Source organism: Rouxiella sp. T17, from assembly GCF_036663475.1.
Classification (GTDB): domain Bacteria; phylum Pseudomonadota; class Gammaproteobacteria; order Enterobacterales; family Enterobacteriaceae; genus Rouxiella.
On record NZ_JAWUEA010000026.1, the window covers coordinates 1 to 24,384 of the forward strand.

Genomic DNA, 24,384 nt, shown 5'->3' on the forward strand with positions numbered 1-24,384 from the left:
ATAGCTCAGTTGGTAGAGCACGACCTTGCCAAGGTCGGGGTCGCGAGTTCGAGTCTCGTTTCCCGCTCCAAATTTTTATCCTCAAAACACAACGCCAGTCACCACGCGCATTGCGTGTCATTTTCGTCTCTTTCACCCTGTGATAGATGATGGCTTGAATTATTTTTGTGAACAGAGTTATCCACAGTTTCTGTACACTTTCTGCACTGCTTTTAATTTGATCAGCCGATATTGTTAAAAAATAACTCCTTGAAATTTAACATAAAATTAAAAAGCTAAAACGCTATAGCGATCTCTTGCTCTTTTTTTTGCAATTGATCGGCAAAGCCTTTTTATTTTTATGCACAGCAAGGAAACTTTGGTTGTTACAAAAAAACCTCGTTTTATGCGTCGCGCGGCAAACCTTTTTCCACAGCTCGGATCAGCCTTTTTTTCTGCGACGATTGCACTTCAATCTGGTGTTCACCCCGTCTTGCCAGCTGTTGTGCTATCGACCACTCGATATGCTCGTCTAACATGCTGTTTTCACCTTTTCTACTCTGAAGCGCCAGCACGATATTTTCGTCATACGGAGCATTCCCCAGCGCCACCGAAATATTACGCAGCCAGCGCAGATGACCAATGCGGCGAATCGGCGAGCCTTCGGTGATGCGCAGAAACTTCTCTTCCTTCCAGTTAAACAACTCAATCAGTTCGGGAGCATGCAGCGCGGCGCGCGGGCTGAAATCGCCTTCGTCGGTGAGCTGGGAATAGCGATTCCACGGACAAATCAGCTGGCAGTCATCGCAGCCGTAAATCCGATTGCCCATTAGCGGCCGGAATTCTTCGGGGATCGCGCCTTCGAGCTCGATGGTGAGATAAGAGATACAGCGGCGCGCGTCGACCTGATAAGGCGCGACGATGGCGCCGGTCGGGCAGGTGGTGATGCAGGCCACGCAGCGGCCACACTGTTCTTCCTGCGGTTTATCGACGGGCAAGGGCAGGTCGATGAGCAGTTCGCCGAGGAAGAACCAGGAGCCGGATTCGCGGTTAAGTATTAGTGAGTGCTTACCAACCCAGCCAAGTCCGGCCTTCTCGGCCAGCGGCCGTTCCATAATCGGCGCGGAATCGACAAACGGTCGGAAGCTCAGCGCCGAATCTGGCTGCGATTCGGTGCAAAATTCCTGGATCATGTCGCCGAGTTTTTTCAATCGCTGGCGCAATACCTTGTGATAATCGCGGCCCAGCGCGTAGCGGCTGACATAGCCCAGCGTCGGATTATTCAACGTTTTGGCAAACGCCGCCTTGGCGGGCAAATAGTTCATGCGCACGCTGATGACGCGCATCGTGCCGGGCAGCAGCTCGTGCGGACGGGCGCGCAGCATGCCGTGGCGCGCCATCCACTCCATCTCGCCATGATATTGTTTATCAAGCCAAGCTTGCAGCTTTGGCTCTTCGGCCGAGAGATCGGTATCACAGATGCCAACTTGCTGGAAACCTAGCGACTGGCCCCATTGCTTGATATGTTGGGCTAATTGATCGAGATTGAGGAGGTGCGTCATGACTAACCAAAATGAAAAACAGAACCCGACAAGTTTACCATACTCCGTCTATTCTGCGGACTGGTTAAGAGAGGCAGAAGCCGAGGCGGCGCGGGATACGGGCCTTTCGCTGTTCACTCTGATGCAACGCGCGGCGGCGGCGGCTTTCCGTCAGGCTCGACTGAAATTCCCGCAGGCGACTGATTGGTTGGTACTTTGTGGGCACGGCAACAACGGCGGCGATGGCTATGAAGTGGCTCGACTGGCTAAAAATGCCGGTTTGAATGTCACACTTCTGGCGGTAAACAGTGAAAAAATCCTGCCTCCAGAAGCACAACAGGCGCGCAAAGGCTGGCTGGACGCGGGCGGCGAGATAGGTGAAGCCATCGCAGGCTGGCCGCCAAAAATCGATTTAATCGTTGATGCTCTGCTTGGCACGGGCTTAAGCTCTGCGCCGCGAGAACCGGTTGCGAGTTTAATCAAGGCGATCAATCAGTTAGACGTGCCCGTGCTTTCCCTCGATATTCCTTCCGGACTGGCGGCCGAAACAGGCGTCGCCGTGGGAGAAGCTGTCCACGCGGCGCTCACCGTCTCCTTTATAGCTCTCAAACCCGGCTTGCTGACCGGACAGGCGCGCGATTACGTGGGCGAGCTGCACTGCGACGCGCTCGGGCTGGAAAGTTGGCTCAGCGGCCATCGCCCGCTGTTGCAGCGTCTCGACGCCAGCCTGTTATCGCGCTGGTTGAAACCGCGTCGTCCGTGTTCACACAAAGGCGAGCACGGCCATTTACTGCTGATAGGCGGTGACACGGGCTTTGCGGGCGCGATTCGCATGGCGTCGGAATCCGCGCTGCGCACGGGCGCAGGCATGGTGCGAGTACTTACTCACAAAGAAAATATCGCGCCGCTGCTGACGGCTCGTCCTGAATTAATGGTGCAGGAACTGACCGACGACGCGTTGAAGTCGGCGCTCGAATGGGCCAGCGCGGTGGTGATCGGTCCGGGATTAGGCCAGCACGAATGGGGGCAGGCGGCATACAAACAGGTCGCGGAAAGTGAAAAACCGGCACTCTGGGACGCCGATGCGCTTAACATGCTGGCAAAAGCCCCTGATAAACGGCAAAATCGCGTCTTGACGCCCCATCCGGGCGAGGCCGCACGTTTATTAGGCTGCTCGGTGAAAGAAATTGAAAGCGATCGCCTAAGCGCGTTGCACAAGCTGACGCAGCGTTACGGCGGCGTGGTGGTATTAAAAGGCGCGGGCACGCTGATTGGCTCCGAGCAGGGGCACATCGCCATCGCCGACGTCGGCAACGCGGGCATGGCTGCCGGCGGTATGGGCGATATCCTGTCGGGCATCATTGGCGGGATGCTCGCCCAGAAGTTATCTTCTTATGATGCGGCCTGTGCCGGTTGCGTGGTTCACGGCGCGGCGGCCGACGTCATCGCGCCACGCCGAGGCACGCGCGGCATGCTGCCTACCGATTTATTACACTGGATAACCCCGTTGGTTAATCCCGAGCTGGAAAAATAGAATTTACCCAATGAATCAATTGACTCTACCTCTGCCAGATGAAGCCTCGACCCTCAAACTCGGGGCAGATTTAGCGACCGCCTGCACGGGCACGACCGTTATTCATCTTTTTGGTGATTTGGGTGCCGGCAAAACCACGTTCAGCCGCGGCTTTTTGCAGGCGCGCGGCCACAAGGGCAATGTAAAAAGCCCGACTTACACGCTGGTCGAGCCTTATCAGCTTCATCCGATGGCGGTCTATCATTTTGACCTGTATCGTCTCGCCGACCCCGAGGAGCTGGAGTTCATGGGCATTCGCGACTACTTTACCGAAGACGCGATTTGCCTTGTCGAATGGCCTCAGCAAGGCGCGGGCGTACTTCCCGATCCCGACCTTGAACTGACGCTTGAGTATCAGGCAGAGGGACGATTGGCCACCATCAAGGCCGTTTCCGAAGCAGGTAACCGTTTACTGCTGGTGCTACAAGAGCAAGGATAATGCTGTAATGATTCAATGCGTTAACAGAGTGTGGAAAAGGGTTGCGGCGGCGTTGGTGGTTTCCGTGACAGTGATGCTACCGGCAGCCATGGTTCCTGCTTTTGGCGCAGGGATGAAAAACATCAATGTTTCCAACGGGAGTACGCAATCCACCGTGACCATCGATTTCGATGGCAAGCCCGATTACTCTTTCTTCCCGCTGCATAATCCTGAGCGGGTGGTTATCGATATTAAACAAAATGGCGTGATGCGCGGTTTGCCGCTCAACTTTAGCGGCCAGAATCTGGTGCGTCGCGTACGCGCGAGCACGCCAGCCGATGCGAAAACCCAGCGTCTGGTGTTCGAGCTGACGCAGAAAGCCAGAACCAACGCGCAGGTGCAGCAAAGCGGCAGCCAATATACCGTGACCTTTACGCTGAGCGCCTCGGCGCAGCGTAATCTTTCATCACCGACGATTTCCAGCGTGCGTTCTGCCAGTCGTCCAGTCCCTGCACCTGCTCCGCGCGGCAATCCGTTTGACGGTGACAACACTCAGGTTGCGGCGACGGCACCCGTGGCGAGCAGCGCGTTGACGCCGCGCACCAGCGGCAATGACAACGACAATCAGGTGATTGTGGCGATTGATGCCGGACACGGCGGTCAGGACCCGGGCGCGCAGGGCGCAGGCGGATTAAAAGAGAAAAACGTGACGATCGCGATAGCCCGCAAGCTGCAGGCCGAGATGTCGCGCGATCCGATGTTCAAACCCGTGCTGACCCGCGACGGCGACTACTTTATTTCGGTGATGGGCCGCTCCGACGTGGCGCGCAAAAAGGGCGCGAATTTGCTGGTGTCGATTCACGCCGATGCCGCGCCAAATCGCAGCGCCAGCGGAGCCTCGGTTTGGGTGCTATCAAACCGTCGCGCCAACAGCGAAATGGGTAACTGGCTCGAGCAGCACGAGAAACAGTCCGAGCTGCTCGGCGGCGCGGGTGACATGCTCGCCAACACGGCCTCTGACCCGTATCTGAGTCAGGCGGTGCTGGATTTGCAGTTTGGCCACTCCCAGCGCGTAGGGTATGACGTCGCGACTAAAGTTTTACAGCAGCTTCGCCACGTCGGCGCGCTGCACAAAAGCAAGCCGGAACATGCCAGCCTCGGCGTATTGCGTTCACCGGATATCCCGTCGCTGCTGGTTGAAACCGGCTTCATCAGTAATCCAAATGGGGAGCGGCTGCTTGGAAGCAGTGCGTACCAGGATAAAATTGCCCACGCCATCTATGAAGGCCTGCGCAGTTATTTCCTGGCACATCCGTTACAATCCGGCCCAAAGGTCGAAAACCGACCGTTGCTCTCCAACGCAACGGCGGTTAACGACACAGCCCCGGCCAGCGCTTCTCTAAGCCAGCCGGGCCCGATTGAAACCACGGCGGCGCTGGGCGGCGCAACCCAGATCCACAAAGTTAAACGCGGTGAAACGCTGACGGGCATTGCGGCGGAATATGGCACCACGCGCGCCGCGCTGCACGATCTCAACAAGCTGAAGAAAGACGGCGTGTGGGTCGGGCAAAGGCTGAAAGTTCCGGCGGGAACCTCGGCGGTATCGCGAAACAGCACGGCGAAAGTCAGCGTCGCGCACGGCTCGAGAAGGGCGGCGCGACATAAAGTGGTGCGCGGCGATACGCTCTCGGCCATCGCCTCGCGTTACGGCGTGAGCATGAATGACATCAGAACCGCCAACCACATGAAATCCGGCGACGTGCAGCTTGGTCAAACGCTGGCCATTCCGCAATCCTGACCGGACGTTAACGATTTTTCCAGATGATAGGAGCGGCTATGCCGATTCGGGTACTGCCACCGCAGCTGGCAAATCAGATAGCCGCGGGCGAGGTTGTTGAACGGCCCGCGTCGGTAGTGAAAGAGCTGGTCGAAAACAGCCTCGACGCAGGCGCAACGCGCATTGATATTGATATCGATCGCGGCGGCGCCAAGCTGATTCGCATCCGCGATAACGGCTGCGGCATCGGCAAAGACGAGCTGGCGCTGGCGTTGGCGCGTCACGCCACCAGCAAAATCAGCTCGCTCGACGATCTCGAAGCGATTCTCAGCCTCGGGTTTCGCGGCGAGGCGCTTGCTAGCATAAGCTCGGTTTCACGACTGATGCTGACCTCGCGCACCGCCACGCAGGACGAAGCCTGGCAGGCCTACGCCGAAGGGCGCGACATGGCGGTCACGGTAAAACCGGCGGCGCATCCGCAGGGATCCACGGTCGAAGTGCTGGATTTGTTCTACAACACGCCCGCCCGCCGCAAGTTTATGCGTACCGAAAAAACCGAATTTACCCACATCGATGAAGTCGTGCGCCGCATTGCACTGGCGCGTTTCGACGTGGCGATCAATCTCAGCCACAACGGCAAGCTGGTGCGGCAGTATCGCGCGGTGAAAGACCCGGCGCAGAATTCGCGTCGGCTCGCCAGCATCTGTAGCACCACCTTTGTCGAGCACGCGCTGGAAGTCGAGTGGAGCCACAGCGATTTATCGATCCGCGGCTGGGTGGCCGATCCCGCGGGATCACGCACGCTGACCGACATGCAATATTGCTATGTGAATAATCGGATGATGAAAGATCGCCTGATCAATCACGCGATCCGCCAAGCCTATCAGGATCAGCTAAAAGACGATCAGCAACCGGCTTACGTGCTTTATCTCGACGTCGATCCGCATCAGGTGGATGTCAACGTGCATCCCGCCAAGCACGAGGTACGTTTTCATCAATCGCGTTTAGTCCACGATTTTATCTATCAGGCCGTGGTGGCCGTGTTGCAGCAGGCCGGAAATCCGCTCCTGGATGACGCGAGCGCGCCGATTGAAGAGCCGCCGCGCTATCAGCCCGAAAATCGGCAGGCGGCGGGCGGTAATCACTTTTCGCGCCCAGCAGAAACGCCAAAAGCGGCGACGTCACGCGCTGACGCACCGTTTAAAGATAAACAGCCGCCACGCGCCGAGCCGTCGCCAGCGGCAAAAGCCATTTTCCCCGAAACGTCGCGTTCCGCTCATCTGCGCGAGCCTGCCCAGCGTTTTACCGAAGGCAATCCTTACAGCAAGCCGCAGGGCGAGCTTTATCAGCGTTTGCTTAAGCCGGACGAAGGCGCAGTTTCGTATGATAAAAGCGTCGCGCCGGGAGAAAATGCTCGGCAAGAATCTGCAGCGAAAAGTGCGCCTGTCGAGCAGCAGGAAGCGCTGGAAGGCCACAGCCAGAGTTTTGGTCGCGTGCTGACGGTGAGTGCGGCAAGTTTTGCCTTGCTTGAGCGCGGACAAAAATTAGTGCTGTTATCGCTGCCTGTCGCCGAAAGATGGTTGAAAACGGCCCAGTTAACCCCCACTTCTGAGGGATTGCGTCCTCAGCCGCTGTTGATACCGGTAAAGTTGAATTTAAGTAAAGAGGAACGTGCGGCCTTTACGCAACATCAGGCGCTTTTACAACATTTCGGCATCGAAATGCTGATGGAGCACCAGCGTGGGACCTTGCGCACGGTACCTTTACCATTACGCCAACAAAATTTACAAAAGTTGATACCCGACCTGTTAGGCTATATTGCGGTTCTGCAGGAGGTCACTCCTGATGCGGTAGCTATGTGGCTTGCCCGCAATCTCGGCAGTGAGCATGAAGTCTGGACGGTTTCACAAGCAATACAATTACTCACGGACGTCGAGCGACTCTGCCCCCAGCTGGTCAGGTCACCGCCTTCCGGACTCTTGCAACCTGTTGATTTACAGCCGACATTGGCGGCTTTTAAGCATGACTGATTTAGAATCCAAAGCATTACCTCCTGCCATTTTTATCATGGGCCCCACGGCTTCGGGTAAAACTGCCCTGGCCATGGCGCTGCAACAGCATCTTCCCGTTGAACTTATTAGCGTTGACTCGGCTCTTATCTACAAGGGTATGGATATCGGCACGGCGAAACCGACGCCAGAAGAGCTGGCCGCCGCGCCGCACAAGCTGATTGATATTCTTGACCCCGCGCAATCTTACTCGGCCGCCGATTTCCGCGCCGACGCCCTGCGCGAGATGGCCGAGATAACCGCGCGTAAGAAAATTCCGTTATTGGTTGGCGGCACCATGCTTTATTTCAAAGCCTTGCTCGAAGGGCTTTCGCCACTTCCACCGGCGGATCCCGACGTGCGCGCGCGCATAGAGGCTGACGCGGCGGAACATGGCTGGGAAGCGCTGCATAACCAGTTAAAAGAGATAGATCCGGTATCGGCTGCACGAATTCACCCGAATGATCCGCAAAGGCTCTCCAGAGCACTGGAAGTTTTTTATATTTCGGGTAAAACTTTAACGGAACTCGTTAAAATTTCGGGTGAAGCGATACCTTACCAGGTTCATCAATTTGCGATTGCACCTACGAGTCGCGAATTGCTGCACGATCGTATTGAATTGCGTTTCAGGCAGATGGTTGCCAACGGCTTCGAAACTGAAGCGAGAGCGCTTTTCACTCGGGGTGATTTGCATACGGACATGCCTTCCGTTCGTTGTGTCGGTTACCGCCAGATGTGGTCATATATTTCCGGCGAGATCGGCTACGATGAAATGGTTTATCGTGGTGTTTGTGCAACACGGCAGCTGGCTAAACGTCAGATGACCTGGTTGCGCGGTTGGGAAGGGGTCGAATGGCTTGATTCAGAGAAGCCCGACGAAGCCTTAAGCCGTGTAATTCAGGTTGTTAGTGCATAGGTCAGATGATTGTGTACAATTGATGAGTACTCAACGCGCAAATTTTTTTATGTGATTTATTTTCGAGCTTATGCTCAAAGTTACAACAACAAACAAATAAGGAAAAGATAGAATGGCTAAGGGGCAATCTTTGCAAGATCCGTTCCTGAACGCATTGCGTCGCGAACGTGTTCCGGTTTCTATTTACTTGGTGAATGGTATTAAGCTGCAAGGCCAGATTGAGTCTTTCGATCAGTTTGTGATTCTGTTGAAAAACACGGTAAGCCAGATGGTGTATAAACACGCTATCTCTACCGTTGTACCTTCGCGCTCGGTTTCTCATCACAGTAACAATCCAGGTGGTGGTGCTTCCAGCAACTATCATCATGGTAGCGCACCGACTGCTCCACAGCAGCCGCAGGATGGCGATGACGCCGAATAAGGCGCACCGTTATTCAATCTCGAAGGGGTTCATAAGAGGTTTTTCGCCGCTTATGTGCCCCTCGTTGAATTTACTTTCTCAATTGAGAGGTCACACGCTTGTTTGACCGTTATGAAGCCGGTGAGCAGGCCGTACTGGTTCATATCTATTTCTCGCAGGACAAAGTCACTGAAGATCTTAGCGAATTCGAATCGCTGGTATCCTCTGCCGGGGTTGAGGCTTTACAAGTCATCACAGGTAGCCGCAAGGCACCACACCCTAAATACTTTGTCGGTGAAGGAAAGGCCCAAGAAATCGCAGATGCCGTTAAAGCAACTGGCGCATCTGTAATCCTGTTTGATCACGCATTGTCACCCGGCCAGGAACGTAACCTGGAAGCCTTGTGCGAATGTCGCGTGGTTGATCGTACCGGACTTATTCTAGATATTTTTGCCCAGCGCGCCCGTACTCACGAAGGGAAACTCCAGGTGGAGTTGGCCCAGTTACGCCATATTGCTACCCGACTGGTACGAGGTTGGACACACCTTGAACGCCAGGGTGGCGGCATTGGTTCGCGCGGTCCCGGGGAAACCCAGCTTGAGACCGACCGCCGTTTGCTCCGTGACAGAATCACTCTAATTTTAAGCCGCCTTGAACGCGTCGAGAAACAGCGCGATCAGGGACGACGTTCCAGAATGCGTGCCGATATTCCAACCGTTTCGCTGGTTGGCTATACCAACGCCGGAAAGTCCACGCTGTTTAACCGCATTACCGAGGCCGACGTTTACGTGGCCGACCAGTTATTTGCCACCCTTGACCCGACGCTGCGCCGCATTATGGTTGCCGACGTGGGCGAAACGGTTATGGCAGATACCGTAGGGTTTATTCGTCACCTGCCCCATGATTTGGTTGCTGCCTTTAAAGCAACGCTGCAGGAAACCCGACAGGCATCTCTGCTTATGCACGTCATCGATGCTGCCGATATTCGCGTCGAAGAGAACGTCGACGCCGTGAATACGGTGCTGGCAGAGATAGAAGCAGATGACATCCCTGTGCTGTTAGTGATGAATAAAATAGATATGCTGGACAACTTTGTGCCACGTATCGATCGCAACGAAGATAATTTGCCTGTCAGAGTTTGGCTATCCGCCGTGACAGGTGAAGGCATCCCGTTGTTATTCCAAGCATTAACGGAACGTCTGTCTGGTGAAATTGCACAGGTTGAACTGTGTTTGCCACCGGAAGCGGGCCGCCTTCGCAGTCGTTTTTACCAGCTTCAGGCAATTGAAAAAGAATGGATTGAAGAGGATGGAAGCATCGGTTTGATGATTCGTCTGCCCGTCGTTGACTGGCGTCGCCTCTGCAAACAGGAACCGGCGATGGGCGATTATGTCCGTAACGGCTACTCGGTTGATTTCGAGATGAAAGAAGACTGGGAAAACCTGCCTGACCAAGAGCCTGAAGAACACCAATCATAGAATAATGGAGCTATAACATGGCGTGGAATCAGCCCGGTAATAACGGACAGGACCGCGACCCCTGGGGAAGCAGCAAAAATAGCGGCAACTCTGGTGGTGATAATTCTGGTGGAAATAACAATAAAGGCGGGCGCGAACAGGGCCCTCCCGATCTCGACGATATCTTCCGAAAACTCAGCAAAAAACTTGGCGGTTTTGGCGGCAAGGGCTCCGGCAACGGCGGCAGCTCTACCGGCCCGCAAAGAAACATGAGCGGTCGTTTCGTTGGTCTGGCCGTAGTGGCCGTGGTGGTTATCTGGGCCGCCAGCGGATTCTACACCATCAAGGAAGCCGAGCGCGGTGTGGTCACCCGTTTTGGCAAGTTCAGCCATCTGGTTGAGCCCGGCCTGAACTGGAAGCCCACCTTTATCGATCAGGTTCAGGCGGTTAACGTCGAATCCGTTCGCGAGCTTGCGGCGTCCGGCATTATGCTGACCTCCGACGAAAACGTGGTGCGCGTTGAAATGAACGTGCAGTACCGCGTGACCGATCCCCGCGCCTATCTGTTTAGCGTTGCCAACGCCGACGACAGCCTGAGCCAGGCGACCGACAGCGCGCTTCGCGGCGTGATCGGCAAATACACCATGGATAAAATTCTGACCGAAGGCCGCACCACGGTACGTAGCGACACACAGCGCGTGCTCGAGGAGACCATTCGTCCGTATAACATGGGTATCACGGTGCAGGACGTTAACTTCCAGACCGCGCGTCCACCGGAAGAAGTGAAAGCCGCATTCGATGATGCGATTGCCGCGCGTGAAAACGAGCAGCAGTACATCCGTGAGGCTGAAGCCTACGCCAACGAAGTGCAGCCGCGCGCCAACGGTCAGGCCCAGCGCCTGCTGGAAAACGCCAAGGCTTATAAAGATCGTACCGTGCTTGAAGCGCAGGGTGAAGTTGCCCGCTTTGCAGAACTGCTGCCGGAATATAAAGCCGCGCCGGAAATCACCCGCGAGCGCCTGTATATCGAAACCATGCAGACTGTGCTGAGCAATACGCGCAAGATCCTGATTAACGACAAGAGCAACAATCTGATGGTCTTGCCGCTGGATCAACTGCTGAAAGGCAAAACGGCCGCCAACAACGCGAACGGAAATGATGCAAGCAGCATGATCCCGCTTCGTCAGGCACCGAGCTCGTCAAACAGCAATCGTAATAGCGGTGCCAGCAACGGCGCAGGTTCATCTGGCAGTGTCATGGATCAACGCCGTGCCGATGCACAGCGTGACGACACCCTTCGCGTAGGGAGAGAATAACCAATGCGTAAGTCAATTATAGTGGCCGTTGTTGTGGTGCTGGTGGCGCTTTATGCCTCACTGTTCGTGGTGCAGGAAGGCCAGCGCGGCATCGTACTGCGTTTCGGCAAAGTACTGCGTGACGGCGATAATAAACCTCAGGTTTATGCCCCGGGCCTGCATTTTAAAATGCCTTTCTTTGAATCCGTCAAAACGCTCGACGCCCGTGTTCAGACCATGGACAACCAGGCCGATCGCTTCGTGACCAAAGAGAAGAAAGACCTGATCGTCGACTCTTACCTGAAATGGCGTATCAGCGACTTTAGCCGTTACTATCTGGCGACCGGCGGTGGCGATGTGTCACAGGCCGAAGTTCTGCTGAAACGTAAATTCAGTGACCGTCTGCGCTCCGAGATTGGTCGTCTGGACGTAAAAGATATCGTCACCGACTCGCGTGGTCGTTTAACGCTGGACGTGCGCGATGCCCTGAATAAAGGCACCGACGACGACGATGCAGCCGCCGCCGCAACGACCGAAGCCGACAACGCCATTGCTTCTGTCGCCAAGCGCGTAGAGCAGGAAACCAACGGCAAAGTGCCAGCGGTGAATCCTAACAGCATGGCCGCGCTCGGGATTGAAGTGGTCGATGTGCGTATCAAGCAGATCAACCTGCCGGCCGAAGTGTCAGACGCAATCTTCCAGCGTATGCGTGCGGAACGTGAAGCGGTAGCGCGTCGCCACCGTTCGCAGGGTCAGGAAGAAGCCGAGAAGCTGCGCGCAACCGCTGATTACGAAGTGACCCGTACTCTGGCAGAAGCCGAGCGTCAGGCGCGTATTACCCGTGGTGAAGGGGATGCGCAGGCCGCCAAACTGTTTGCTGACGCATTCAGCGCCGATCCTGATTTCTACGGTTTCATTCGTAGCCTGCAGGCTTACCGCGAGAGCTTCAACAGCGGTAATGACGTGATGGTAATGAGCCCGAATGACGATTTCTTCCGTTACATGAAATCGCCGGACAAAACCAAACCGTAATCGATGTTGCTCGCTTCGACAGCATTGCCAAAAGGCCCCTTGCGGGCCTTTTGTTTTTTCTAAATTCGCCTTTTTTTCAGTATCAGGCCAGCACGAGAGCTGTCGCACGAAACGGACAATTTCTGCCCATGTGGCTATAAAAAGTACTGAAAGGCGTAGGGGAGGATGATAGGATTCTTTTTTAAGCAATCGGGTGATTATCGAGATGGGTAAGAACGTCGTCGTACTAGGCACTCAATGGGGTGATGAAGGCAAGGGCAAAATCGTCGACTTGCTGACGGAACGCGCGAACTATGTAGTGCGTTATCAAGGCGGCCACAACGCCGGTCACACTCTGGTCATCAACGGTGAAAAAACCGTACTTCATCTAATTCCCTCCGGCATTTTGCGTGAAAACGTCATAAGTATCATCGGCAACGGCGTGGTGCTGGCCCCTGACGCGCTGATGAAAGAGATGGGCGAACTCGAAGCGCGCGGCATTCCGGTGCGCGAGCGTCTGCTGATTTCCGAAGCCTGTCCGCTGATCCTTTCCTATCACGTAGCCCTCGACATGGCGCGTGAAAAAGCGCGCGGCGCCAAAGCTATCGGCACCACCGGTCGCGGTATTGGCCCTGCTTATGAAGACAAAGTGGCGCGCCGTGCCTTACGCGTGGGCGACCTGTTTAATAAAGAGACGTTTGCCCACAAGTTGAAAGAGATCATTGATTACCACAACTTCCAGCTGGTGCACTATTACAAGGTCGATGCGGTTGATTATCAACAGGTTCTCGATGAAGTGATGGCCGTCGCCGACATCCTCACCGCGATGGTGGTCGATGTTTCCGACCTGCTCGACAACGCCCGCAAACGGGGCGATTTGATTATGTTTGAAGGCGCGCAGGGCACGCTTCTGGACATCGATCACGGCACTTATCCGTATGTGACCTCGTCGAATACTACGGCGGGCGGCGTGGCAACGGGTTCAGGTATCGGCCCGCGCTATGTCGATTACGTGCTGGGTATCGTTAAAGCTTATTCAACGCGTGTGGGCGCAGGTCCTTTCCCGACTGAGCTATTTGATGACATCGGCGAGTTTCTCTGCAAGCAGGGCAACGAATTTGGCGCCACCACCGGACGTCGTCGTCGCTGCGGCTGGTTAGACATCGTCGCCGTACGCCGCGCCGTGCAGATTAACTCGCTGTCAGGTTTCTGCATCACCAAGCTCGACGTGCTCGACGGGCTGAAAGAGGTCAAACTTTGCGTCGGTTATCGCCTGCCAGATGGCAAAGAGGTGACCACCACGCCGCTGGCGGCTGAAAACTGGGAAGGCATCGAGCCTATCTATGAAACGATGCCGGGCTGGAGCGAAACCACCTTCGGGGTGAAATCCATTGACGGACTGCCGCAGGCCGCGCGCGATTACATCAAGCGCATCGAAGCGCTGACCGAAGTGCCGATCGACATTATTTCTACCGGCCCCGATCGCAGCGAAACCATGATCCTGCGCGACCCCTTCGACGCCTAAGCTGTAAATTCCATTATCATTCGTCTCGCTGCGGCAGACGCGAAAAACCGGGCGTAGAGTCCGGTTTACTTTTTCTGCCTCTCCGCCTATTCCCGCTATTTCATCCCGTCGTCACGCATTGGCCGGTATTTTAGCGGCTGATGCTGCCATTTTCAGCGTCTGTCTCATTTAACGACAAACAACGATAAACAACGACAAACTTTGTGGCAGGGAGCCTCTTCTATAGAGTAATCTTGAAGATACCCAGCATTTCTTACATTTCGGGTATACGCGCACTAGAGACGCTGTCATCATAAATGCGTACAAAACGGGTAAAAGTACCCAATGGATGTCGTGCAGCGCGCGTGATTACAACGCCAGGCCTGAAAATCAAAGCAGGCTCTGCCCACATTCGAACACTCTTTCTTCTTGTGAGTTGACGCACTAAATGAAGGCCGACAGGGCCAAAAGCAGGTCAACTCTACAAATTATTGCTTGTTGAATGGATGACTTTCAACAAACTGCTGATGACAACGGAGGAACCGCTATGTCACAAGATCCATTCTTGGAACGGGAAGCAGAAAAATACGAATCGCCTATCCCAAGCCGTGAATTTATTCTCGAGCACCTTGGCAAACGTGAAACGCCCGCCAGCCGTGAAGAGCTGGGAAATGAACTGAATCTCTCCGGAGAAGAGGCGCTGGAAGCACTGCGCCGCCGTCTGCGTGCTATGGAACGCGACGGACAGCTGGTCTTTACCCGCCGCCAATGTTACGCGCTGCCGGAACGTCTTGACCTGCTGAAAGGGACCGTTATTGGCCATCGCGATGGTTACGGTTTCCTGCGCCTTGAAGGCGTGAAAAAAGATGACGTTTACCTCTCCGCCGAGCAGATGAAAATGTGCATGCACGGCGACGTGGTGCTGGCCCAGCCGGTCGGTACGGATCGTAAAGGCCGCCGTGAAGCGCGCATCGTGCGCGTGGTGGTGCCAAAAGTCAGCCAAATCGTCGGCCGTTACTTTACCGACGCGGGCGCAGGCTTTGTGGTGCCCGACGACAGCCGTTTAAGCTTCGACATTCTGATCCCGGCCGACGCCGTTAGCGGCGCGCGCATGGGTTACATGGTCGTGGTCGAGCTGACCCAGCGTCCGACACGCCGCACCAAAGCGGTTGGTAAAATCGTCGAAGTATTGGGCGACAAAATGGGCACCAGCATGGCGGTAGATATCGCACTGCGCACCCATGAAATCCCGCACGTCTGGCCGCCACAGGTTGAAAAACAGGTCGAAGGCCTGAGCGAGCAGGTGCCGGAAGAGGCCAAAAAAGGCCGCGTTGATTTGCGCAGCCTGCCTTTGGTCACCATTGACGGCGAAGACGCGCGCGACTTCGATGACGCCGTACACTGCGAGAAAAAACGCGGCGGCGGCTGGCGTTTATGGGTTGCCATCGCTGACGTCAGCTATTATGTGCGTCCGGGCACCGCGCTGGATGCCGAAGCGCGCAGCCGTGCAACCTCGGTTTACTTCCCGTCGCAGGTCGTCCCGATGCTGCCGGAAGTGCTGTCCAACGGCCTTTGCTCGCTCAATCCGCAGGTCGACAGACTTTGTATGGTCTGTGAAATGACCATCTCCGCCAGCGGCAAACTGACCTCCTCCAAGTTTTACGAGGCGGTGATGAGCTCGCACGCGCGTCTGACCTACACCAAGGTTTGGCAGATTATTGAAGGCAACGAAGAGCTGCGCGAGCAGTACGCCCCGTTGGTCAAAGATCTTCAAGAGCTGCACAACATGTACAAGGTGCTCGACCAGGCACGTGCCGAGCGCGGAGGCATCGCCTTCGAAACCGAAGAAGCCAAGTTTATCTTCAACGCCGAACGTCGTATCGAGCGCGTTGAAGCGACCGTGCGTAACGACGCGCACAAGCTGATTGAAGAGTGCATGATCCTCGCGAACATCGCGGCGGCGCGTTTTGTTGAAAAGCATAACGAACCGGCGCTGTTCCGCGTTCACGATCGTCCAAGCGATGACCACATTTCTGCCCTGCGCAGCGTGTTGGGCGAGCTGAGCCTGACGATGGGCGGCGGTCTGAAGCCTGAGCCGAAAGACTACGCGGCTATCATGGACCAACTCAAAGATCGTCCTGACCGCGAGATGCTGCAAACCATGCTGCTGCGCTCGATGAAACAGGCGATTTACGATCCGGAAAACCGTGGCCACTTTGGTTTGGCGCTGACCTCTTACGGTCACTTTACCTCGCCAATCCGTCGTTATCCTGACCTTGCCCTGCACCGCGCCATCAAGTATTTGCTGGCGAAAGAGCACGGCACGCTGAAAGATCGCTGGACGCCAACCGGCGGTTATCACAGCGATTACGACGAAATGGTGGTGTTAGGCGATCACTGCTCGACGGCCGAACGCCGCGCCGACGAAGCCACGCGCAACGTCGCCGACTGGCTGAAATGTGACTTCATGCAGGATCACGTCGGCGAAGAGTTCACCGGCATTATCTCCAGCGTGACGGGCTTCGGCTTCTTCGTGCGCCTGACTGACCTGTTTATCGACGGTTTAGTCCACGTCTCCTCGCTGGACAACGACTATTATCGCTACGACAACATCGGCCAGCGTTTGGTGGGCGAGTCATCGGGCAGCGTTTATCGCCTAGGCGACACGGTCGAAATTCGCGTTGAAGCTGTCCACATGGACGAGCGTAAAATCGACTTTGCACTGGTCTCCAGCACCCGCAAACCGCGCGGTGAAGGCAAAACTGCCCGCGATCGCGCCAAGAAGGGCGGCGAGCGCAGCATGCGTCCAACCGGCGGCGCGGCTAACGCAGGTCGTCGTCGTACCGGCAAGAAAAACGTTAACTTCGAGCCAGACAGCGCCTTCCGTAAAGACGGCGACAAAGGCGACAAAGCGGCCAAGCCCGTAAAATCACGTCGCGGCACCAAAGCCGAGACGGCGCAGGCGGTAGTCAAAGCCGACGCGGGCAAGGCCGAGAAAGTGAAGAGCGCGGTAGGTAAAGACGGCAAGCCGAAGAAAGCCAAAAAGCCTTCCGACAAAACGCAGAAAATTGCTGCCGCCACCAAGGCGAAACGCGCCAGGAAAAAGCAGGCTGACGTCTAATCTGCGCAATTATTGACTGATGCCAACGTCAGTCAATGATAGAATTGCCATCAAGCTACACGCTATTCACTCCATCAGCGGGCACATGTTGCCCGCTGATGTATTTTACGAGCACTATTTTAAAGAGCATCATGAGCGAAATTATTTACGGTATCCACTCCGTCAAAGCCTTACTCGACAACGATCCGCAGCGCTTTCTGGAAGTTTTCATTCTGAAAGGCCGCGACGATAAACGCCTGAAACCGCTGATCGACGAGCTCGAAGCCAGCGGTATCGTGCTGCAGGTTGCCAGCCGTCAATGGTTGGACGACAAGTCTGAAGGCGCGGTGCATCAGGGGATTATTGCCCGTGTTAAAGAAGGGCGTCAGTATCAGGAAAACGACCTGCCGGCGCTGCTGGCGAGCATTGAGTCGCCATTGCTGCTGGTGCTTGACGGCGTGACCGATCCGCACAATCTCGGTGCCTGCCTGCGTACCGCCGATGCGGCCGGTGTCCACGCGGTTATCGTGCCTCGCGATCGTTCTGCCAAGCTGAACGCGACGGCGAAGAAAGTCGCCAGCGGCGCGGCCGAAAACGTGCCGTTGATCAACGTGACTAATCTGGCCCGCACACTGCGCGTGTTGCAGGAGCACAACGTCTGGATCGTCGGCACGGCCGGTGAAGCCGACCACACGCTGTTCCAAAGCAAAATGACCGGCCCAATGGCGCTGGTGATGGGCGCGGAAGGCGAAGGTATGCGCCGTCTGACCCGCGAACACTGCGACGAGCTGATCAGCATTCCGATGGCGGGTTCCGTCTCCTCGTTAAACGTCTCTGTTGCGACCGGTGTTTGCCTGTTCGAAGCCGTGCGTCAGCGTTCGGTAAAAGCGAAAGGCTAAGCCAAGCCTCACGTTTCTCTCCCGCGGCTTCTCCGGCTGCGGGCGTTTCCCCATTTGTGATCCAGCCTGCTGCAAAATCCCCTGTTTTTACCATACTAATCCCTGATGCGACCGATCATGGAGGGGTAATGAACTGGGAAACTCATCGGGTCTTCAATCAGCCCAAGCCGTTAAGCAACAGCAACCTTTTTCTCTCTGATACCGCCCTGCGCGAAGCCGTGACGCGGCAGCACGCGGCGTGGGATTTTGACGTGCTCGCGTCGCTGGGGCAGCAGCTGGGCTCCGCCGAATCGCTGGAGCTGGGCAGGCTTGCCAACGCGAATCCTCCTGATTTACTGCGTTTTGAACCCACGGGCGAGCCGCTCGACGACGTGCGATTTCATCCCGCCTGGCATTTACTGATGCAGGGGCTGGTAGCAAATCGGGTGCATAATTTATCGTGGGAGGAGGACGCGCGCATCGGCTCGACGGTCGCTCGCGCGGCGCGCTTTGTGCTGCACGCGCAGGTCGAGGCGGGCACGCTGTGTCCGATCACTATGACCCACGGCGCGATCCCGCTGCTGCAACAGCATCTTCCCGCCGAATTTACCGGCTGGCTTGGGCCATTAATGTCGGATCGCTACGACGCGCATTTGCTAACCGGTGATAAAAAGCGCGGGCTGTTGATTGGCATGGGAATGACGGAAAAGCAGGGCGGCTCGGACGTGCTGAGCAACACTACCACCGCCAAGCCGCTGGACGCGCGCGGGCCGGGCAAAGCGTATCGCCTTGTCGGCCACAAATGGTTTTTCTCCGTGCCGCAGAGCGACGCACATCTGGTGCTGGCGCAGACGGAAGGCGGCCTGTCGTGCTTCTTCCTGCCGCGCATTCTCCCCGACGGCGAACGCAATCACGTACGTATTCAGCGGCTTAAAGACAAGCTGGGTAATCGCTCGAACGCTAGCAGCGAGGTCGAGTTTTTCGATGCCGTCGGCTGGCTGCTTGGCGAAGAGGGCGAGGGCGTGCGCCACATTTTGAAGATGGGCGGCCACACCCGTTTCGACTGCGCGCTCGGCAGTCACGCGATGATGCGCCGTGCTTTTTCCGTCGCGCTCTATCACGCCTTCCAGCGTCAGGCGTTTGGCAAGCCGTTGATTGAACAGCCGTTGATGCGCCAAGTGCTGAGCAAAATGGCGCTGCGACTCGAGGGTCAGACCGCGTTGCTGTTTCGTCTGGCGAGTGCGCGCAGCCGTGAAAATGAGGCAGCGGAGCAGGTGTTTAGCCGTTTGCTCACGCCAGCGGCCAAGTTTGAAGTCTGTCGTCAGGGAATACCGTTTGTCGCCGAGGCGATGGAGGTGCTTGGCGGGCTCGGGTATTGCGAAGAGAGCGAGCTGCCGCGCCTGTATCGCGAGATGCCGGTGAACAGCATTTGGGAAGGATCGGGCAACGTAATGTGTCTCGACGTGCTGCGCAGCCTCAAAAAGCTGCCGTCGGCGGGCGAGCATCTTCTCCAGCGCTTGCATCAGGTGCGCGGACAGAATCGGCTGTTCGACAAAGCCGTGCGGCAATTTTCGCAGCGCGTAAAACGCAGTGATGAAGCGCAGGCGAGAAATCTTGCCAGCCAGCTGTTTAATCTGTTTGCCGCCGCCGAAATGCTGGAGTTTTCTTCGCCACCGCTGGCCGATGCCTGGTGCAGGCTGACACTCGACGATCGCGGTGATTCGCTTATCGACGAAAGGCTGTGTCAGCAGCTGCTCGAAAGGGCGATTGGCGCGCAGTGACTCGATGCCCCCAATCACCCTTTTTAGATTGCAGCGTTATTTAAACAGGATCGCCTCGGAATACCAGCGGCCGGGGCGAATCGTGTCGCTGACCAGCAGAATCTGATAATAACGCGCGCCCGCTGCATCGGCCTTGTGGCGAATAGCGCGCTCGACGTCCATCGGACTACCAATCACATCCGCCGACACGCTGCCTATTTTAGTCAGCGTGCTGGTTTGTGAACGCTGCACTTCCTGCGCGTGAGAAGTCGGCGCAGGCGGCGGCGTGGGCGTGGTTTGCAGCACGCTACAGGCTGTGAGGGTGGCAAAAATAATGCCTAAGCCAAGCGCGCGCGCCGTTTTTTCATAGCTGTTTTTCATCGTTTTCACTCCTGCTGATATTTCTTTAAGTGTAGCGTCCGCGCAGCAAAATCGGGCGCTGTCGCAGGCTCTTTCCAGTTCCTAGTCCTAGCTATTAGGCATAGTTCATAGCTATTAGGAATAGTTCATAGCCAAAAAATCGTGGTGGCATTTTGCGGGACAGATAGACTGATTAAGTCAGCGGCGGATACTGGCTTGTGAGAAACTTTCCGTCGACCCTGTGAATTCAAGGAGCGTGAGATGGTTGAAATGTATGAGGAAAACGTTGAGGGTATTCAAATAATCCACGCGGTTCCTGCCGGAAAGTATCATCAAAAACTGCCTACGGTGTTTTTTTATCACGGCTTTACCTCGTCAAAAGAGCTTTATTCCTACTTTGGTTACAATCTGGCAAAAGCCGGTTATCGGGTGATTTTGCCCGACGCATTAATGCACGGCGCGCGGGCCGAGTCTGATCACAGCGTTTTGCTGAGCCATTTCTGGCGGATCCTGCAAAATAACGTCAGCGATTTGGCGCTGCTGAAAGAGACCTTTGTGGCACGCGGATTGGCCGATGAGGCGCGGCTCGGCGTGGGCGGCGTATCGATGGGTGGCATGACGACGCTCGCGGCGCTGGTACATTTTCCGTGGGTAAAAGCGGCGGCCAGTCTGATGGGCTCCGGCTATTTTATTTCGCTTTCCGACCATCTTTTTCCGCCGACACATTTAAGCCGCGCGGCGTTCGAGGCGCAAACCTCGCTACTTTTAGGCTGCGATATCAGCGATAAAATTGCCTTAATCGCCCAAAAACCGCTGCTGGTGTGGCACGGCGAAAAAGATGATGTGGTGCCGTTTATCGAGAGCGCGAAGCTGAAACAGGCGCTTGAAGAATATAACGAGGGCGCCAATCTGACCTTTATCAGCGAACCTGAAGCAAGCCACAAAGTGTCGGTTTCTGCTTCCAATCGCACCACCGATTTCTTCGTTTCCCATCTTTAATTACCTTTCCTTGCAACGCCGATAAAATAATCAGACTGGGTGCTTGAGTTTCTGAGCGTCCAGTCATATAATTGCGCGTCATTTTTTCAGCCGTACACATAACACGTTCCTTGCTTCCATGGGCCACGGTTGACCCTGACAGGAGGCTGAATAATCCGTAAGGAGCAATTCTATGCGTCATTACGAAATCGTATTTATGGTTCACCCTGACCAGAGCGAACAGGTTCCGGGCATGATCGAGCGTTATAGTGCAACTATCACTAACGCTGCTGGTCAGATTCACCGTCTGGAAGACTGGGGCCGTCGTCAGCTGGCTTACCCGATCAATAAACTGCACAAAGCCCACTACGTTCTGCTGAACGTTGAAGCTCCGCAGGAAGCGATCGATGAGCTGGAAACTAACTTCCGCTTCAACGACGCCGTTATCCGTAGCATGGTTATGCGCACTAAACACGCCGTAACTGAAGCTTCACCAATGGTTAAAGCGAAAGACGAACGCCGTGAGCGTCGTGAAGATTTCGCCGAAGCTAACGATGATTCCGAAGCTGGGGATTCTGAAGAGTAATAGTTGTGATGACTAATCGCCTGGAGTTGTCTGGCACTGTGTGCAAGACCCCCATTCGTAAAGTCAGTCCATCGGGTATTCCCCACTGCCAGTTTGTGCTTGAGCACCGCTCGCAGCAACAGGAAGCCGGATTTAACCGACAAGCATGGTGCAGAATGCCCGTGGTTGTTAGTGGACATCAGTCACAAGCATTAACTCACAGTATAACGGTCGGCACGCAACTCACTGTTTCCGGATTCATTAGCTGCCATCAAGGTCGCAATGGACTGAACAAAGTGGTGTTACATGCCGAGCAGATTGATTTGATAGATTCTGGAGACTAGCCTAATGGCACGTTATTTCCGTCGTCGCAAGTTCTGCCGTTTCACCGCGGAAGGCGTTGTAGAGATCGATTATAAAGATATCGCTACGCTGAAAAACTACGTTACCGAAAGTGGTAAAATTGTACCGAGCCGTATCACTGGTACTCGTGCAAAATACCAGCGTCAGCTCGCTCGTTGTATCAAGCGTGCTCGCTACCTGTCTTTGCTGCCATACACTGATCGTCATCAGTAATTGGCCGCAGTCCATTAACGACTAGAGAGGATTAGGTAATGCAAGTTATTCTGCTTGATAAAGTAGCAAACCTGGGCAGCCTGGGTGATCAAGTTAACGTTAAAGCGGGCTACGCTCGTAACTTCCTGGTACCACAGGGCAAAGCTGTTCCTGCTACCAAGAAAAACGTTGAATTTTTCGAAGCACGTCGTGCAGAACTGGAAGCCAAACTGGCTGACGTTCTGGGCGCCGCTGAAGCTCGCGCTAACAGCATCAACGAACTGGGCACTGTAACCATCGCGTCTAAAGCAGGCGACGAAGGTAAACTGTTCGGCTCTATCGGTACCCGTGACATCGCAGACGCAGTAACTGCGGCTGGTGTTAAGGTTTCCAAGAGCGAAGTTCGTCTGCCAGAGGGCGTTCTGCGCACTCTGGGTGAACACGAAGTGGACTTCCAAGTTCACAGCGACGTGTTTGCCAAGCTGACTGTAGTACTGGTTGCTGAAGCGTAATATTACGCTTTAAGTAATCTGTCAGAACGCCGGCCTTGTGCCGGCGTTTTGCGTTTTAAGGCGTGATCAACGCAGACGTTGATAGCTGCCGTCTGACTGGCGGGTAAAGGTTATCGTGCCATTCTGGTCGGTCATTACCTGTAAAGAACTCACCACGCCCTGCGAATTAAGCTGAATTCTCACCTGCTGACCGGCATGAAGATTGCTCAGCGGTTTGTCATCGCCCTCAACCTGCGCCATCGCGAAGACGTCATTGACCATCAGGTTATTGTCGCGAAACAGCTGCGCCAAAGTTTGGCCCGGCTGAATCTGATAGCTCTGCCAATTGCCCTGATTCTGCGCAACGGACTGCGTATTCTGCGGCTCTCTTTCCGTGGTGCGCCCCTGTTCGTTACGCAAATCGGCCTGCATTGGAATCGAGGTTGGCTGTTCGGAAGGCGCGTAGTTGTTCTCCGGTGAATAGGGCCAGAGCAGGGCGAGCAGCACCACAATCACGCTGACGATTATCCAGCGGCGATGGAAATACGGCAGCGGCGCCATCCAGTGAAAATTGTCGCTAAGATGCCAAATCTTCTCTAATTTCAGCTTCATCGGACTCGACGGCGCACGCGTTTTGCGCGAACGGCTTTCCGTTACTGGCTCATCGATGCCGTGAGCTTCGACTTTTGTTTTCCCGGAATAGGCCTCGTCGGAATAGATCTCTTGCGAGGCTTCCCGTTCTTGTGAGACTTCACGTTCTTGCGAAAAGTTCAGCTCGGTATCGGCGAGCTCGTCTTCGGCAATATCATTCCGGGATCGTCTTTTTTGCAATGGCCGTTGGATGATTGAAATCCAGGATTTCAGCATCGGTTGATAAATCCGGGTGGCCTTCCTTCTCCTGGGCGTGTATTGGCCCATGACAACCTCTCTTGTTGCGCGTAAAGCTTAAAAAATCAGCGAGTAAAACGGGACGTTTTCTATATTGCTAAGTATAGCTGTTTCAATGCTCAACAGGATAGCGAGAGAAGCGGCGAATTATGCCGGAAAGTTTTACCCATAACTCGCGCGCTGTTATGCTGCGTCTTCGACTTTTTATGATTAAAGGAAATCCCATGACTACCCCTTCATTTGACAGCGTTGAAGCGCAGGCAAGCTACGGAATCGGCCTGCAGGTCGGTCAACAGCTGCAGGAATCTGGTTTACAGGGCCTCGAGCCCGACGCACTTCTTGCAGGCCTGCGCGATGCGCTGGAAGGGAACACCCCTGCTGTGCCGGTAGACGTGGTTCACCGCGCGCTGCGTGAAGTTCACGAACGTGCCGATGACGTGCGTCGTCAGCGTCAGGAAGCGCTGGCGGTTGAAGGTCAGGAATTCCTGACTGCCAACGCACAGCGTGAAGGCGTGACCAGCACTGAATCTGGTCTGCAATTCTCCGTGATCACTCAGGGCGAAGGCCCAATCCCGGGTCGTCAGGATCGCGTTCGCGTTCACTATACCGGTAAACTGATCGACGGTACTGTGTTCGACAGCTCCGTGCAGCGCGGCGAGCCGGCTGAATTCCCGGTTAACGGCGTTATCGCTGGCTGGATCGAAGCACTGACCCTGATGCCGGTAGGTTCCAAGTGGGAGCTGTATATCCCTCATAACCTGGCTTACGGCGAGCGTGGTGCTGGCGCATCAATCCCGCCATACAGCGCGCTGACTTTTGAAGTCGAGCTGCTGGAAATCCTGTAATTACGTCGTTTAAACGATGGTAAATAACAGACGAAAAAGGCGCCT

22 protein-coding genes are annotated in these 24,384 nt (G+C 55.3%); 19 read left to right on the top strand and 3 right to left on the bottom strand.

Going from position 1 to position 24,384, the window contains the following annotated elements:
* Positions 1-383: 383 nt before the first annotated feature.
* Complete coding sequence (gene queG / locus SC206_RS06650; RefSeq protein WP_332735396.1) at positions 384-1,541, bottom strand: tRNA epoxyqueuosine(34) reductase QueG; 1,158 nt, start codon at positions 1,539-1,541, stop codon at positions 384-386.
* Here queG and nnr point away from each other — a divergent pair.
* The 13 genes from nnr (at position 1,540) to SC206_RS06715 (ending at position 19,678) form a co-directional block, all read left to right on the top strand.
* Complete coding sequence (gene nnr / locus SC206_RS06655) at positions 1,540-3,054, top strand: bifunctional ADP-dependent NAD(P)H-hydrate dehydratase/NAD(P)H-hydrate epimerase (protein ID WP_332735397.1); 1,515 nt, start codon at positions 1,540-1,542, stop codon at positions 3,052-3,054. The genes queG and nnr overlap by 2 nt on opposite strands.
* Before the next feature lie 10 nt (positions 3,055-3,064).
* Complete coding sequence (gene tsaE, locus SC206_RS06660) at positions 3,065-3,532, top strand: tRNA (adenosine(37)-N6)-threonylcarbamoyltransferase complex ATPase subunit type 1 TsaE (RefSeq protein ID WP_332735398.1); 468 nt, start codon at positions 3,065-3,067, stop codon at positions 3,530-3,532.
* A gap of 7 nt (positions 3,533-3,539) precedes the next feature.
* A complete protein-coding gene (gene amiB / locus SC206_RS06665; protein ID WP_332735399.1) occupies positions 3,540-5,309 on the top strand; it encodes an N-acetylmuramoyl-L-alanine amidase AmiB in 1,770 nt (589 codons plus the stop codon).
* Between the two features lie 38 nt (positions 5,310-5,347).
* Positions 5,348-7,318 (top strand): DNA mismatch repair endonuclease MutL, encoded by a 1,971-nt coding sequence (gene mutL / locus SC206_RS06670; protein ID WP_332735400.1) that lies wholly within the window; start codon positions 5,348-5,350, stop codon positions 7,316-7,318.
* On the top strand, positions 7,311-8,252 hold the full coding sequence (gene miaA / locus SC206_RS06675; protein WP_332735401.1) for a tRNA (adenosine(37)-N6)-dimethylallyltransferase MiaA: 942 nt from the start codon (positions 7,311-7,313) through the stop codon (positions 8,250-8,252). The genes mutL and miaA overlap by 8 nt, the downstream gene beginning before the upstream one ends.
* Before the next feature lie 112 nt (positions 8,253-8,364).
* A complete protein-coding gene (hfq, locus tag SC206_RS06680) occupies positions 8,365-8,673 on the top strand; it encodes an RNA chaperone Hfq (RefSeq protein ID WP_332735402.1) in 309 nt (102 codons plus the stop codon).
* Between the two features lie 98 nt (positions 8,674-8,771).
* Complete coding sequence (gene hflX / locus SC206_RS06685; protein ID WP_332735403.1) at positions 8,772-10,130, top strand: ribosome rescue GTPase HflX; 1,359 nt, start codon at positions 8,772-8,774, stop codon at positions 10,128-10,130.
* Between the two features lie 17 nt (positions 10,131-10,147).
* Positions 10,148-11,425 carry an FtsH protease activity modulator HflK gene (gene hflK / locus SC206_RS06690; RefSeq protein WP_332735404.1) on the top strand — a complete coding sequence of 426 codons (1,278 nt, stop codon included), beginning with the start codon at positions 10,148-10,150 and terminating at the stop codon, positions 11,423-11,425.
* Between the two features lie 3 nt (positions 11,426-11,428).
* Complete coding sequence (hflC, locus tag SC206_RS06695) at positions 11,429-12,436, top strand: protease modulator HflC (RefSeq protein WP_332735406.1); 1,008 nt, start codon at positions 11,429-11,431, stop codon at positions 12,434-12,436.
* Between the two features lie 205 nt (positions 12,437-12,641).
* The gene (locus SC206_RS06700) at positions 12,642-13,940 is read left to right on the top strand and encodes an adenylosuccinate synthase (RefSeq protein WP_332735408.1); all 1,299 of its coding nucleotides are present in this window, start codon (positions 12,642-12,644) and stop codon (positions 13,938-13,940) included.
* 526 nt (positions 13,941-14,466) lie between these two features.
* Complete coding sequence (gene rnr / locus SC206_RS06705; RefSeq protein ID WP_332735410.1) at positions 14,467-17,040, top strand: ribonuclease R; 2,574 nt, start codon at positions 14,467-14,469, stop codon at positions 17,038-17,040.
* 131 nt (positions 17,041-17,171) lie between these two features.
* Positions 17,172-17,918 carry a 23S rRNA (guanosine(2251)-2'-O)-methyltransferase RlmB gene (rlmB, locus tag SC206_RS06710; RefSeq protein ID WP_332735412.1) on the top strand — a complete coding sequence of 249 codons (747 nt, stop codon included), beginning with the start codon at positions 17,172-17,174 and terminating at the stop codon, positions 17,916-17,918.
* Between the two features lie 128 nt (positions 17,919-18,046).
* Positions 18,047-19,678: an isovaleryl-CoA dehydrogenase gene (locus SC206_RS06715; RefSeq protein WP_332735414.1), complete on the top strand. Its 1,632-nt coding sequence runs from the start codon at positions 18,047-18,049 to the stop codon at positions 19,676-19,678.
* A 36-nt stretch (positions 19,679-19,714) separates the two neighbouring features.
* Here the strand turns inward: SC206_RS06715 and bsmA are convergent, their stop codons facing one another.
* A complete protein-coding gene (bsmA, locus tag SC206_RS06720; RefSeq protein ID WP_332735416.1) occupies positions 19,715-20,038 on the bottom strand; it encodes a biofilm peroxide resistance protein BsmA in 324 nt (107 codons plus the stop codon).
* Between the two features lie 240 nt (positions 20,039-20,278).
* On the opposite strand from bsmA, the gene yjfP reads away from it, so the two are divergent.
* The 5 genes from yjfP (at position 20,279) to rplI (ending at position 22,627) form a co-directional block, all read left to right on the top strand.
* Entirely contained in the window at positions 20,279-21,016 is a 738-nt protein-coding gene (gene yjfP / locus SC206_RS06725; RefSeq protein ID WP_332735418.1) for an esterase, read from the top strand.
* A gap of 172 nt (positions 21,017-21,188) precedes the next feature.
* A complete protein-coding gene (gene rpsF, locus SC206_RS06730) occupies positions 21,189-21,581 on the top strand; it encodes a 30S ribosomal protein S6 (protein ID WP_009636749.1) in 393 nt (130 codons plus the stop codon).
* A gap of 8 nt (positions 21,582-21,589) precedes the next feature.
* A complete protein-coding gene (gene priB, locus SC206_RS06735) occupies positions 21,590-21,904 on the top strand; it encodes a primosomal replication protein N (RefSeq protein WP_071988424.1) in 315 nt (104 codons plus the stop codon).
* A gap of 4 nt (positions 21,905-21,908) precedes the next feature.
* Positions 21,909-22,136: a 30S ribosomal protein S18 gene (gene rpsR / locus SC206_RS06740; protein WP_004392491.1), complete on the top strand. Its 228-nt coding sequence runs from the start codon at positions 21,909-21,911 to the stop codon at positions 22,134-22,136.
* 38 nt (positions 22,137-22,174) lie between these two features.
* Positions 22,175-22,627 (top strand): 50S ribosomal protein L9, encoded by a 453-nt coding sequence (gene rplI, locus SC206_RS06745; RefSeq protein WP_332735430.1) that lies wholly within the window; start codon positions 22,175-22,177, stop codon positions 22,625-22,627.
* Between the two features lie 66 nt (positions 22,628-22,693).
* Here the strand turns inward: rplI and SC206_RS06750 are convergent, their stop codons facing one another.
* Complete coding sequence (locus tag SC206_RS06750; protein WP_332735432.1) at positions 22,694-23,524, bottom strand: OapA family protein; 831 nt, start codon at positions 23,522-23,524, stop codon at positions 22,694-22,696.
* Positions 23,525-23,718: 194 nt separating this feature from the next.
* Here SC206_RS06750 and fklB point away from each other — a divergent pair, with 194 nt between their 5' ends.
* Complete coding sequence (gene fklB, locus SC206_RS06755; protein ID WP_332735433.1) at positions 23,719-24,339, top strand: FKBP-type peptidyl-prolyl cis-trans isomerase; 621 nt, start codon at positions 23,719-23,721, stop codon at positions 24,337-24,339.
* Positions 24,340-24,384: the final 45 nt, after the last annotated feature.

Excerpts from the sequence above, each read along its gene's own strand:
- rplI (WP_332735430.1), top strand. The coding sequence starts at position 22,175 with ATGCAAGTTATTCTGCTTGATAAAGTAGCAAACCTGGGCAGCCTGGGT.
- queG (WP_332735396.1), bottom strand. The coding sequence starts at position 1,541 with ATGACGCACCTCCTCAATCTCGATCAATTAGCCCAACATATCAAGCAA.
- nnr (WP_332735397.1), top strand. The coding sequence starts at position 1,540 with ATGACTAACCAAAATGAAAAACAGAACCCGACAAGTTTACCATACTCC.
- amiB (WP_332735399.1), top strand. The coding sequence starts at position 3,540 with ATGATTCAATGCGTTAACAGAGTGTGGAAAAGGGTTGCGGCGGCGTTG.
- yjfP (WP_332735418.1), top strand. The coding sequence starts at position 20,279 with ATGGTTGAAATGTATGAGGAAAACGTTGAGGGTATTCAAATAATCCAC.
- SC206_RS06715 (WP_332735414.1), top strand. The coding sequence starts at position 18,047 with ATGAACTGGGAAACTCATCGGGTCTTCAATCAGCCCAAGCCGTTAAGC.
- rpsF (WP_009636749.1), top strand. The coding sequence starts at position 21,189 with ATGCGTCATTACGAAATCGTATTTATGGTTCACCCTGACCAGAGCGAA.
- tsaE (WP_332735398.1), top strand. The coding sequence starts at position 3,065 with ATGAATCAATTGACTCTACCTCTGCCAGATGAAGCCTCGACCCTCAAA.
- bsmA (WP_332735416.1), bottom strand. The coding sequence starts at position 20,038 with ATGAAAAACAGCTATGAAAAAACGGCGCGCGCGCTTGGCTTAGGCATT.
- SC206_RS06700 (WP_332735408.1), top strand. The coding sequence starts at position 12,642 with ATGGGTAAGAACGTCGTCGTACTAGGCACTCAATGGGGTGATGAAGGC.
- hfq (WP_332735402.1), top strand. The coding sequence starts at position 8,365 with ATGGCTAAGGGGCAATCTTTGCAAGATCCGTTCCTGAACGCATTGCGT.
- hflC (WP_332735406.1), top strand. The coding sequence starts at position 11,429 with ATGCGTAAGTCAATTATAGTGGCCGTTGTTGTGGTGCTGGTGGCGCTT.
- SC206_RS06750 (WP_332735432.1), bottom strand. The coding sequence starts at position 23,524 with ATGGGCCAATACACGCCCAGGAGAAGGAAGGCCACCCGGATTTATCAA.
- miaA (WP_332735401.1), top strand. The coding sequence starts at position 7,311 with ATGACTGATTTAGAATCCAAAGCATTACCTCCTGCCATTTTTATCATG.
- hflK (WP_332735404.1), top strand. The coding sequence starts at position 10,148 with ATGGCGTGGAATCAGCCCGGTAATAACGGACAGGACCGCGACCCCTGG.
- rnr (WP_332735410.1), top strand. The coding sequence starts at position 14,467 with ATGTCACAAGATCCATTCTTGGAACGGGAAGCAGAAAAATACGAATCG.
- mutL (WP_332735400.1), top strand. The coding sequence starts at position 5,348 with ATGCCGATTCGGGTACTGCCACCGCAGCTGGCAAATCAGATAGCCGCG.
- priB (WP_071988424.1), top strand. The coding sequence starts at position 21,590 with ATGACTAATCGCCTGGAGTTGTCTGGCACTGTGTGCAAGACCCCCATT.
- rlmB (WP_332735412.1), top strand. The coding sequence starts at position 17,172 with ATGAGCGAAATTATTTACGGTATCCACTCCGTCAAAGCCTTACTCGAC.
- rpsR (WP_004392491.1), top strand. The coding sequence starts at position 21,909 with ATGGCACGTTATTTCCGTCGTCGCAAGTTCTGCCGTTTCACCGCGGAA.
- fklB (WP_332735433.1), top strand. The coding sequence starts at position 23,719 with ATGACTACCCCTTCATTTGACAGCGTTGAAGCGCAGGCAAGCTACGGA.